General features: G+C 66.6%; 11 protein-coding genes and 1 tRNA gene. 4 read left to right on the top strand and 8 right to left on the bottom strand.

From position 1 onward, the window contains the following. Window positions 1-129 precede the first annotated feature (129 nt). Both ABS78_RS18990 and ABS78_RS18985 read left to right on the top strand, forming a co-directional pair. Window positions 130-729, top strand: coding sequence for a DUF4417 domain-containing protein (locus tag ABS78_RS18990; RefSeq protein ID WP_293383074.1), 600 nt, complete (start codon window positions 130-132; stop codon window positions 727-729). A 2-nt stretch (window positions 730-731) separates the two neighbouring features. After that, window positions 732-1,538: a hypothetical protein gene (locus ABS78_RS18985; protein WP_293383071.1), complete on the top strand. Its 807-nt coding sequence runs from the start codon at window positions 732-734 to the stop codon at window positions 1,536-1,538. A gap of 65 nt (window positions 1,539-1,603) precedes the next feature. Here the strand turns inward: ABS78_RS18985 and ABS78_RS18980 are convergent, their stop codons facing one another. Both ABS78_RS18980 and ABS78_RS18975 read right to left on the bottom strand, forming a co-directional pair. After that, window positions 1,604-2,065, bottom strand: coding sequence for a hypothetical protein (locus ABS78_RS18980; RefSeq protein WP_293383068.1), 462 nt, complete (start codon window positions 2,063-2,065; stop codon window positions 1,604-1,606). Between the two features lie 11 nt (window positions 2,066-2,076). Next, window positions 2,077-2,223, bottom strand: a complete 147-nt coding sequence (locus ABS78_RS18975; RefSeq protein WP_293383066.1) for a hypothetical protein — start codon at window positions 2,221-2,223, stop codon at window positions 2,077-2,079. 122 nt (window positions 2,224-2,345) lie between these two features. On the opposite strand from ABS78_RS18975, the gene ABS78_RS18970 reads away from it, so the two are divergent. Then, window positions 2,346-2,600 carry a helix-turn-helix transcriptional regulator gene (locus ABS78_RS18970; protein WP_293383064.1) on the top strand — a complete coding sequence of 85 codons (255 nt, stop codon included), beginning with the start codon at window positions 2,346-2,348 and terminating at the stop codon, window positions 2,598-2,600. Here the strand turns inward: ABS78_RS18970 and ABS78_RS18965 are convergent. After that, the gene (locus ABS78_RS18965) at window positions 2,583-4,334 is read right to left on the bottom strand and encodes a DUF6538 domain-containing protein (RefSeq protein WP_293383062.1); all 1,752 of its coding nucleotides are present in this window, start codon (window positions 4,332-4,334) and stop codon (window positions 2,583-2,585) included. The genes ABS78_RS18970 and ABS78_RS18965 overlap by 18 nt on opposite strands. Window positions 4,335-4,418: 84 nt before the next feature. Then, window positions 4,419-4,494 (bottom strand) — tRNA-Ile (locus ABS78_RS18960). 114 nt (window positions 4,495-4,608) lie between these two features. On the opposite strand from ABS78_RS18960, the gene ABS78_RS18955 reads away from it, so the two are divergent. Continuing rightward, a complete protein-coding gene (locus tag ABS78_RS18955; protein WP_293383060.1) occupies window positions 4,609-5,346 on the top strand; it encodes an SIMPL domain-containing protein in 738 nt (245 codons plus the stop codon). A gap of 22 nt (window positions 5,347-5,368) precedes the next feature. Here the strand turns inward: ABS78_RS18955 and ABS78_RS18950 are convergent, their stop codons facing one another. The 4 genes from ABS78_RS18950 to ABS78_RS18935 are packed head-to-tail and all read right to left on the bottom strand — an operon-like array spanning window position 5,369 to window position 10,749. Then, window positions 5,369-6,613, bottom strand: coding sequence for a hypothetical protein (locus ABS78_RS18950; RefSeq protein ID WP_293383058.1), 1,245 nt, complete (start codon window positions 6,611-6,613; stop codon window positions 5,369-5,371). Beyond that, window positions 6,610-7,014, bottom strand: coding sequence for a hypothetical protein (locus ABS78_RS18945; protein WP_293383057.1), 405 nt, complete (start codon window positions 7,012-7,014; stop codon window positions 6,610-6,612). Before ABS78_RS18945 ends, ABS78_RS18950 begins: the two co-directional genes overlap by 4 nt. Next, window positions 7,011-8,114, bottom strand: a complete 1,104-nt coding sequence (locus ABS78_RS18940) for a hypothetical protein (protein ID WP_293383055.1) — start codon at window positions 8,112-8,114, stop codon at window positions 7,011-7,013. Before ABS78_RS18940 ends, ABS78_RS18945 begins: the two co-directional genes overlap by 4 nt. After that, the gene (locus ABS78_RS18935; protein ID WP_293383053.1) at window positions 8,104-10,749 is read right to left on the bottom strand and encodes a hypothetical protein; all 2,646 of its coding nucleotides are present in this window, start codon (window positions 10,747-10,749) and stop codon (window positions 8,104-8,106) included. Before ABS78_RS18935 ends, ABS78_RS18940 begins: the two co-directional genes overlap by 11 nt. Between the last annotated feature and the right edge of the window lie 33 nt (window positions 10,750-10,782).

Here is a 10,782-nt window from a genome sequence, read left to right as displayed (position 1 = left end):
GATGTCTCCGCGCGCCGGCCTCTTGCAACCCCCGCCGAGCACGGCTCAGATCAACCCAGGACTCTCGTTACGACTGGATGAGAAACGGGGGTCACGTCATGGGGGTATGGCGAAGATCGGCGCCGCTCGGTGATCGAGAAGCTCATCAGCTTGGGAGTGACCATGGTCACGACCCCAAACTACAGCCTGTTTTCAAACGCACCTCGCTGGGACGATCTGCACTCGATGAAGCGGATCGCGCTTGTACATGCGGAGTTTCAACAGGCAGGGCTCTTGTCCGCCCTACACGTGAATGGCCGGACCAAGGCAGATTTTGGCCGGTGGGGCGACCTCATTGCCGAGAGGCCTGAAATCACTCACATCGCCTACGAGTTCACGACGGGTGCTGGCCGGGCGGAACGCCGCAATCTGCACACGCGCTGGCTTCGGGGCCTGGCCGAACACATTGGCCGTCCGCTGACCCTCGTTGTGCGTGGCGGACATGAACTCGTTCCCGAGTTGGCCGAGGCCTTTGCCCAGGTCGTGATCCTCGACACGTCCGCTTTCATGAAAGCGATGAAGCGCCAACGTGCCGCCCGGCGCGGAAATGTGGGCATCGAGTGGCTTGCCTCACCGACAGGCGTGGACGAACCGCTGGACGAGATCTTCGAGCACAACGTCCAGGTTATCAGCGAAGTCCTTGGGCTGCTGGCGGCGCCGCCTCTCCGAAACTTTGGGACGGCGGCGTGACTGTGAGCGACGCTGCCAAGGTGCTGGATTTCTCTGCGGTCGATGATCTCGCGTTCGCGGCTGAGCGCGGGCGGCTTGATCTGGGTCACCTGCCCTGGTCGTGGCGCGCTCATGGGCTTGGCCCCTTCCTGGAAGCGCTCCAGCTTCAGCGCTCGGGTAACTTGCCCGATCTTGAAGCAGCCAATCGCCTCGACCCTCGGCCATTTCGAGGCCTCGCCGCCGCCGTCGCTCGGAACGAGAATCGCTGGATTTGTCCAATGTCCCGTATGCTGGGGACGCTCAACGCCACGTCCAGCTCCCTCGACTGGACGAGCTTCGCAATGGACGCCCAACGAGCGGCGATTTCATCCGGAATGACGCGAGACTGGGCCGCACAAATGGTGGCGGCGATCGGCGAGCTTCGCGCCAATATCGACGAACACTCCGCCGCAGCCGCGACAGGCTTTGTCGCATTTCGCGCCGCCCAAGGTATATTTGAGTTCGTCGCAAGTGACCTGGGCGTAGGTGTCCTGGCGACGCTTCGGATGGCGCCCGATTATCAAAGCCTGAGCGACCACATGGAGGCGCTCAGGCTGACGCTGACCGAAGGGGCGTCCCGGTTCGGTTTTCAAGAAGGGCGCGGGTATGGGTTCAGACCCCTGTTCACCGGGCTCGCGAACCGCAATGCCACGCTCCGCTTCAGGTCGGGCAACGCCATGCTCAGAATGGATGGAACGAGCCCAGATCTGCTCCACGCCCAAGCGGCCGCGAAGCCACCAATCAGGGGCTTCTTCGTTTCTGTCGCTTGTTCGACGGGCGCGCGGATATAGCCTTCAGGTCCGACTATCGGATGAACCACGCTGTTGGCATCAAGGACGGAGCCACACGTCACCCATCAATGCGGGTAGGTCTCGTAGGATTTCAGTTTACATGCCGTCCGCGCATCTGCCGACTGGCCGTAGACGGTCTCTGCGCCGGATGTGCGAGGCTCGAACGACTGGCTTAAAAGTAGCTCGAAACGTCCCGAGGTCGGAGACAGGCAGTGGAACCTCACCTCGCCTACGCGCACATCAAGATCGTTGCGGAACTCCACCGCGTGAGCACCGTCACCGCTGGGCGCCGACACGCGATAGGTGAGGCCTTCGACGGGCCCATCTACCTTCACGATGCTCAGCGGTGGCGGCGTCCTGGGTCCCGTGAACACGCCCCAAACCAGCACCAGCACGAATAGGATCAACCCTGCTTCGAACAGCCGGGTGATGAAGCCTTTCGGCAGCAGCACGGCCAGAGTGGTGGCCTTCGCGAGGCCGCGGACAAAGGCGTAGTCACGCTCGAAGAGGGAGCGGTCATCGGCCAAGTGCGTAGCCCTCACCCCACCTGGTTCGGGCCGGTGACGATGCTGCCCTTGCCGTACTGACCTTCAATCATCGCACGCGCGTCGATGTTGCTCCGTGCTTGAACACGGACTTCAACCATCCGCCCGTTGACGCGCACGTTGGCCTTGTAGGTTTTCACGGGACATCTCCATTGCAGTGGGACGCGTGATGGATGGCGCCCATTCGCTAAGAATACGGAAAAATGTCCTACGGAAAAATCGCATTTAGTTGGACCGCCAGACTCACCAAGGCTGGCGACCAGTGCCCAAGACGATCTTCGGCGGCGACCATCAGCACCTCGTCGAGGTTCTCATCGAGACCCGCAAATCGGCGGGCCTGACACAGGTCGAACTTTCCCAACGAATCGGGCGGGATCAGACGTTCATTTCGCTCATCGAGCGCGGTCAGCGCCGCGTGGACGTGATCGAGTTCATCGGAATGGCGAAGGCTATGGGAATGAGCCCTACGGACCTATTCGCCGAGGTCGTCAGCCGAACATCAGTCGCCCGCTCGTAGGTCGCAACCTTTGACCTCTGCTCGTATCGGCAGCGCCGGGAACTCAGGAAAGGTAATCAAAGCCATATCACGAGCCAGCGGCTCGATATCTGCGCCTTCTCCATAGCCCCGGCTGACCGTCGTCCCTTTGTGGCCGGAGAGCACATCGTGCATCTCCTCCTTAACTGGGCTCTGACGAGCACGCCGCTTCCACGTGTGCCGCCACGAATGGTGCGTGATCGTGCGGTCGGGAAAGCCGTTCTTGTCGCACCAATTGCCCCACCACTTGGAGAACTCGTGCCCTGCCCCGTACTTGCTGTCGTGGTTGAGTTCGGGGAACAGCCACCTGTCGCCAGCCTCGCGACGAGCTTGAACGTAGTCCAGCCAGCCAAGCTCGATCATGTGCGGGTGCAGCGGGACGATCCGCTTCGAACCGTCATTCTTCACCCGAATGAGGGTGGTTAAGTCAAAGAACCAGATATTATCGTTCGCCTCGTCCTTCACGCATCGGAAGAGTTCGAGTCGGGCCGCTGCCATCTCCGACAGACGCCCGCCATGAAACAGCGCAAGGATGGGGAGCCAGTATTTGGCGTCGCGCACGAGCGTCGTCCCTGGCTTATGCCGGTAACCAGCCTTGCCATCGCCATCGAAGCCTTGGAACATTGGCTTGGTGAAAATTGCCGTGATTTCAGCGGGCGTGTAGGCGCGACGCTTGACGCTTTCGGCCCCCTTCACCACGAACTTCGACTTCAGTTTCTCGAACGGATTGTCGTCCAACCGTCCCATAGCCACGGCATAGTCGTACATCCGACGATAGGCACCATACCACTCGCGGACCGTGGTAGCCGTAAGCGTGCCTATCCGCTCGACTTCTGGCAGCCTCGAATTCTCCCGCTCGAAGGTCTCGATCATCTTTCGAATGGGCAATACGTGCAGTCTTGCCGACCTTCGGCGGGGTATCCGGGCGACGGTGGCCATGAAGTCGCGAATTTGATCTTTGCTGAGGTGATTGGCTGGGATGTCGCCAACGAACTCGATGAGACGCCGAATCTGGTGATCAAGCCGACCACGCTCCTTCTCGCTGACGTTGATCGCACCCATCCACTCATCATGGAGCTTTTGAAGCGTCATAGAGGGCGCAGGAAGCGGCTGCGACGGGCGCTCAGGCATCACGCCAACATCGTCAAGGTTTGCCAGCTTCGCGGCTTCTGTGAAGCTTTCGCGGGCCATCACGAGGCGCTGCCTTTCGACGTGCCTGGCAGCGTAGGCAAGGTAGGTGGCGATTTCGCCGCGCATGGCGGCGATGATGGGGTCACCTACGCGTGTTCGAAGCCCCCCCTTGGTGAGCATGTACGCGGCCATCTCGTCGAAATTCGGGATTAAGTGCCACGCGTCCGGGTCTTGTGATGCGCGGTCGTAGGCTGCGATCTGTCGAGCGACGAGCCACGGCGTCTCCGTTTCTGGCTCCACCAGATCGACAGGTTCCCGCATCACCATCATGCCCCATTTGGTCAGGGCATTGCTCGCAGCCTGAGTGTCCAATTTCGGAGCTTCGCCTTTCGCGCGCGCGCGCGCGATCTGCTCCTTAAACGCCTTGTGGACCGGCCCCCATCTTTTGACCGCCTCCTTGTAGTCCCCCGTCTGGAGCGACTGAATCAGTTCGCGCTTTCCGATAATCCGGCGGACATCAGCAGGGACGACAATGCGGGCGATGTACGTGTTCCGCTGAAGTGTCAGACCTGGATATCGCGCCATTTTGTATGCTCTTTGTATGCGCCTACAAGCGCCTCTCCCCCGTAATCTCAGGAAAATCAATGAAAATAACGGAAAGAGATGCGCTGGTGGGCCCGGCAGGACTCGAACCTGCAACCAGACCGTTATGAGCGGCCGGCTCTAACCATTGAGCTACAGGCCCCTGCAGCGTTTGCGGCGATCCGCGCGTTACCATGACCTGCACGTCGCTTAAAGCTTGTGTTCAGGTACGGACTGCGACGCTTGCCCATCCCAACACGGACTGGAGTTTTCCCCGATGAACAACCTGATGCGCGCCGCGGGCCTGAGCCTGGCGATCGCGACGGCTGCGGCGGCGCCCGCGGCGCTGGCCCAGGCCGCGCCGCCGGCGGCCGACAGCCTGTTCCGGGCCACCACCCTCAACCTGGCCGCCTATGGCGAGGTGCGCGTGGAGCCGGACATGGCGACGATCACCCTGGGCGTCATGACCGAGGGCAAGACAGCCGCCGAGGCCATGACCGCCAACGCCCAGCGCATGAACGCCGTGATGGCGAGCCTGAAGAAGGCCGGGATCGCGGAGCGCGACATCCAGACCTCGAACCTGAACCTGTCGCCGCAGTACCGATACCAGGAAAACCAGCCCCCCACGCTGGTGGGTTACCAGGCGTCGAACCAGGTGACGATCCAGGTTCAGGACCTGAAGCGCCTGGGCGCCGCGGTCGACACCACGGTGAACGCCGGCGCCAACCAGGTGCACGGCATATCGTTCGGCCTCAAGGACCCGACCGCGGCCGAGAACGCGGCGCGCGAAGCGGCGGTAAAGGCCCTGTCGGCCAAGGCCGACCTCTACGCACGGGCCACGAGCCACCGGATCCAGCGCCTGGTGTCGCTCAGCGAAGGCGGGGGCTACGCGCCTCAGCCGCCGATGCCGATGATGGCGATGCGCGCCGAGATGAAGGACGCGGGCTCGCCCGTGTCGGGCGGCGAACTGCGGGTCCGGATCGACGTGACGGGCCTCTACGAGCTGGCCCGCTGACCGGGGCCTCCGACCAACCGCCTCAAGGGGGCTCGATGAGCGTCGACGGCCCGATCACCGCGATCGCGCCGTCGACGCCCAGCAGCACCTCGAGGTCGTCGAGCACCTCTCCGGGCGCGAGCCCCCCCGCCCGTCCGGCATAGGTTCGCGCCCGACACAGGGCGTCGGGGTCCCCGGCGAGGCCGAGGACCTCGAGCCCTTCGGCAGGCTCGTCGGCCGACCAGACCTTCCAGACCGCGCGCGAGAGGCCGAACGCCGCGCGGACATCGTCCAAACGCTGTGCGGGATCGCCGTCCAGCAGCGCCGCCTCCAGGGCGCGACGAGCGGTGAGCGCCAGGGCCAGCGCGTCGGCCGGAGAGTCCGCCGTCGCCTCGGCCAGGACCGCGCCGGCCCGGTCCTCCCGCGTGCAGAAGGCGACGAAGAGTCCGGGCGCAGGTGCTCCGACAAGCCGGGCCGCGACCCGCCGCCCGGCTGCTTCCGCCACGACCGGCGGCGACAGCGAGGGACGCAGGGCCGACACGCTGGTGACCGGCGTACGGCTCCGGTCGCGCCGAAGCAGTTCACGCCGACCTCGCGCCATCCGGCCCGAAACGCTGGCCCGCATCAGGCGGACAGCGGCGCCCAGGTCACGGGTCTCGCGGATACGGAAGGCGGCTTCGTCCGGCGCCGGGGCCCCGTCGTCCGCCGCCACCTGGGCGCTGTTTCGCGCCAGCTCGCGACCGATCATCCGCGCGATCACCAGCGCCAGAACCAGGCCGACACCTCCCGCTCCGGCGATCAGTAAGGCGATCAGGCGTTGAAGCCCGGCCACCCGTTCGAACAGAGGCGCGGCGTCGATGCGCGCCACCACGGTTCGGCCCGGGCCGGCGTCGGCCAGGCCCAGCACATGCGGCCCGCCCTGATCGCGTCGCACGGGCAGAGCCCGCGGCGGACCTGCCGCCACCGGTCCGAGCCCCGCCATTTCGCCTGCGCCTGCCAACCTCAGCGCCGGTCGGCCCGACTCCACGATCCACACGCCCTCCAGGCCGGGCGAGCGGACCACGGCCTGCTCGAGCGCGTGCGTCCGGACAGCGTCGGACAACGCGGCGCGCGTGCGCTCGGGCGTCGACAGGAAGGCCGCCACCGTCACCGCGGCGGCGATCGCCTCGCCCTCCAGGCCTTTTTCGGCCTCGGCCTTCTCCCACACATACAACAGCCCGCCGTTCACCGCGGCCAGCAACACGAACAGCGGCGCCACCAGCGCCAGGAATATCCGCCGGATACTCACGCCGCCCGCTCCGCATCCGGCGACGCGACGGCGAGCGCCCGCAGGCCCACCACGAACTCTGGGCACTCCCGGGCGATGGTGAACACATGCGGCTTGGCGATCACCAGCGCGTCCAGCCCCGCGTCGCCCGCCACATAGTCGGCCGCCGCCGGGAGACCGAACAGGAGACCGGGCGCATCGAAGACCTCGGGCGCCTCGGCCTGTCCCAGGCGCGCGGCGCCGGCCACCCGCACCACCAGCAGGTCGGCGACCGCGCCGGCCGCCAGGATCACCCGGCCCGGTGCGTAGTGACGTGTCCGCACATGGCTGGCGATCAGCAGGAGCTCGGCGGTCTCCAGCCGCTGAAACGGGCCGGCCGCGCGCAATGCGAAGAGGCGGTCGACGACATCCTCCCCGATCATGCGCCCGCCTCCGCCGAAACGAGGCCGCGCCGCGCGACGGCCAGGTCGCGCCACCGGCCGGCCAGCTTCGGATCGTCGGCCATGCGGCCGGCCAGGACGACCATCGCCCGATGTTCCAGGCGCGCCTCCAAACCGTCGTCCGACGGTCGCCAGACGACGGCGCCGACCTTGTCCCGCGTGAGGACGACCGGGGCGGCAGGCGGAAGCGACTGGGTCAACAGCGCCTCGTCGCGCTGGCGATCCTCGGCCTTGGTGCGGCTCCAGGCTTCACGCATGTCGGCCGTCAGCCTGGCCGCCAGTTCGGCCAGCGCCAGACGCAGCCGTCGCACTTCCTTCGGCGCCGCCGTGTCTGCGGGGGGCGCGGGGTCTCCCGCGGCGATGCGGAGCGCCTCGGCCTTGAGGCGCTCGATGGGCGCGGCCACCCAGCGCACGATCAGGAAGGTGACCAGGGCGCTGGCCATCAGCGAGGCCAGGCCGATCAGCGCGCTGGCGAACAGGGCGTTCTGGGTCGCCACCTCGATCACCGAGATGTTCACGTCGGCGCCCGCCGTGGCGACGATCTTGCCCGACCGGTCCTTCACAGGCGCGGCGGCGGTCTTGAGCAGGCCCCACTGCTCCTGGAACTCGATGGGCGAAACATAGATCGGACCGCCCTCGGTGGTCCGGCGGAGGCCGGCGCGGGTCTCCTCGGTGAGCTCGTCCTCCGATCCCAACAGGGAATGTTCGTCGCCGACGGTGGAGTCCAGGATGTAGATCACGTCCTTCAGGCCCCCGAGCACCTGAGTGTAGAGGTAGGTGAGATCCAGCTCCTCGCGGATCCGCCGCATCGGCTCGACGTTGCGCAGGTACTGCGGCATCGCCTCGACGGACTCCGCGGGCGCCCGGACGGACGCCGCCTGTATGAGGAAGTCGTGATCGGCGGGATCGATCAGCGCCCCGGTGAGCGCGCTGGTCGTCACCAGCTTGCGCGAGAAGCCGTCCAGGATGGTGTCGTACAACCGCGTATAGACCAGGCCGCCCAACCCGATCGCCAGCACGACGATGGCCGGGGTGAACGTCCGCCAGAGCAGCGTCTTGATGGGGCTGGCGTCACGCAGCATAGGCGCGCCCGTCTCCGGCCTTGAGGATCGCAAGTGCGAGGTCGGGACGCCGCGCGGCCACCTCCTCCACATCCGACATGCAGAGCCAGCGCGCACGGCCGGCTCCCAGAGGAAGTTCGACGGATGGGCCCGCGGGCTTCTCGCGCACGACCCGCTGGGCCAGCGCCGCCTGGGCGTCGATGGAGGCGGCGGACAGATCCGGCCGCGTGCGGATCGCGCCGACCAGATCCACCAGTGTGGGTTCGTCGTCGCCCCCCGCCAGGATGCGGACGAGGCTTTCGCGATAGGTCGGCGCCAGGCCCGGCTCGACCACGCCGCGCGCGAGGGCGGCCAGCATCTCGGGGGGTGCGAGATCGCGAAGCGCCTGAGCCGCGACAACCGCATCGAAGCCCTGGGACGTGGCGGCCGCCCGGGCGAGGTCGGCGATCAGGTCTCCCGTATCGGCCGCCTTCCCGCCCTCGCGCCTGCGATGCAGCAAGGGCTCCAGGCGCCGCCAGGTGGGATGATCGACACCCGCCGCGATGGCTTCGATCGCATTGCCCCGGACCTTGGGGTTGGCCGAGTGCAGCGACACGATCAGGAGGTCGAAATCCGGCAACCGACCGCCCAGGGCCAGAAGCTCGAGTACGAAGTCGACGGCCTCCGCGATCCGCTGACGCGCCGCCTCGGCCAGAAGACCCAGCGCAGGCGAACGATCGGCCTGGGCTTCGAACCGCTCCACGAGCCCCTGGCGAAGGGTGGTGTCGGCCAGCTCCTCGCCCACCAGGCGGTCGAGCTGGGTCAGGAACTGGGCGTGCGACAGCACGCAGAGCGCACGGGCGGCCACGGCGCGGGCGCGATACGGCGCCTGGCCGTTCGCCATGGCCTGGATCAGGCGCGGCGCCGCCGCCTCGCCCATCTCGACCAGCATGGCCTCGGCCGCCCGCAGCTCGCGCGGCGTGAGCTGGGCGACGGCGGGCAGGATCTGCGGGATTGCATCGACATCGCCGATCGTGGCCAACATGCCGAGGACCGTGCGGCGACCCTCCTGGTCCAGGCTGTCCAGGGCGGCCACCAGCGGGCCGACCAGCCCGATGTCCCCGACGTCCGCGCGGGCCGACAGGGCTTGCAGAGCCGACTCGCGAACCGATGGCGAAGGGTCGGCCAGTCCCGCGGCGAGAACCTCGACCGACGCGCCGTCGCCGGCCTCGTCCGGCGGTCGCGACGACGGGGCGCCGGCGGGATCGTCGAGCAACGCCCGCGCCGCGCTCGCGGCCCCGGAATCCGGCGTATCGACCCGGGCCTCCAGAGCCGCACGGGCGGCCTCGTCGAACTGGGGCGCGGACTGGGCCAACTCGCCGAAATTCAGCCAGCCGCGGCGCATGTTGGCCGCCATGGCGGTCGGGTAGGTATGGCGAAGCAGCATCACGACCCCGACCAGGGTCGCGCCCAGCAACACGCCGATGCCCGACAGCTCCCGCATGTCCACGTGCTTCGCGAGCAGAAGCAGGAACGCGCCCGACAGCAGGCTGGCCAGCGGCTCGCACAACCCTTCCACAACGGTCCGGAAGGGCCGCTTCACATGGGAGGGCGTCGCGTTGAAGAGCAGGTTCTGGTTGTTGTACTCGATCGACGTCAGCACGCCGTGATAGGCGAAGAACGCCCCCAGAGCGGCCATTTCGCCGCCCACCAGGAAGAACACTGCGAAGACCGCGAAGTAGGTGAGCGGCAGGATCAGCGCCACGTTGCGCACCCCCATCCGCGTCACCAGACGGTTGAACACGAAGAGGCAGACGATCAGGTTGAACACGCTGGCCGCCGCATAGAGCTGGCCGAACAGCGCCGCCAGTTCGGCCTCGCTGCGGCCTTCCTGAAGTACGACCGAGTACTGATACTCGGCCAGGTTGGTCATCAGCAGGGTGACGAAGAGCGTGCCCACAAGGGCGACCGCGTAGGGCGAGGTGCGGAACACCTCGGCCACCATCCGCGCCTGATCGCGCACGCCGTGACTCCCTTCGTCCAGATCCGAGTCGCTGTCGGCGATCCTGCGCCAGCGGCGACGCAGCATCAGCGCCACCGGCGCCGTGGCGAGCGCGAGGCCGGACCAGACCAGCATGAAGCCGTGCATGGGCAGGACGTTCGCCAGCAGGCTGACGATCAAGGCTCCCAGCGTGGTTCCCAAAGCGCAGAAGGCCGCGAACAGCGGGAACAGACGCTTGGCGTCCTGGATGTCGAAGTAGCTGTCGGTGAAATTCCAGAACAGCGAATAGAGGCCGATGTACCAGACGGCCAGGTACAGCTTCAGCGCATAGTAGAGACCCGTGTTCCAGGGCGCGGGAAGGCCGAGTTCCATCAGGCCCCACAGCAGGGCGCCGCCGAAGATCAGCAGGCCGAGCGTCACCTCCACCACCCGGTCGATGGAGAACCGGACCAGCAGGTACGAGAACACGGCCGTGTAGACCAGCATCACCACCGGCGTGAGCAGGAAGATCACCGGCAGCTTGTCGGCGCCCACGTTGGTGAGAAAGGCCGCGTCACCGGCGGCGAAACCCACGCCCATCCCGGTCTGGAGGAGGAGGCCGAACACCCCGAACTGGAGAAGTTTCGACCATTCTCCCGCCTCGACCTTGAAAAGCCGGCTCGCAAGCCCCCGCACCCGCACCCCCGATCCGTCCTCGTTAACGGCCTG

Source organism: Phenylobacterium sp. SCN 70-31 (assembly GCF_001724605.1).
In the GTDB taxonomy this organism is placed as follows: domain Bacteria; phylum Pseudomonadota; class Alphaproteobacteria; order Caulobacterales; family Caulobacteraceae; genus Phenylobacterium.
Note: the sequence above shows the minus strand (reverse complement) of the source record. Positions and strands in the feature narration are given on the sequence as shown.

Bases quoted from the DNA above. Each gene is read 5' to 3' on its own strand.
- ABS78_RS18965 (WP_293383062.1), bottom strand. From the start codon at position 4,334: ATGGCGCGATATCCAGGTCTGACACTTCAGCGGAACACGTACATCGCC.
- ABS78_RS18955 (WP_293383060.1), top strand. From the start codon at position 4,609: ATGAACAACCTGATGCGCGCCGCGGGCCTGAGCCTGGCGATCGCGACG.
- ABS78_RS18945 (WP_293383057.1), bottom strand. From the start codon at position 7,014: ATGATCGGGGAGGATGTCGTCGACCGCCTCTTCGCATTGCGCGCGGCC.
- ABS78_RS18940 (WP_293383055.1), bottom strand. From the start codon at position 8,114: ATGCTGCGTGACGCCAGCCCCATCAAGACGCTGCTCTGGCGGACGTTC.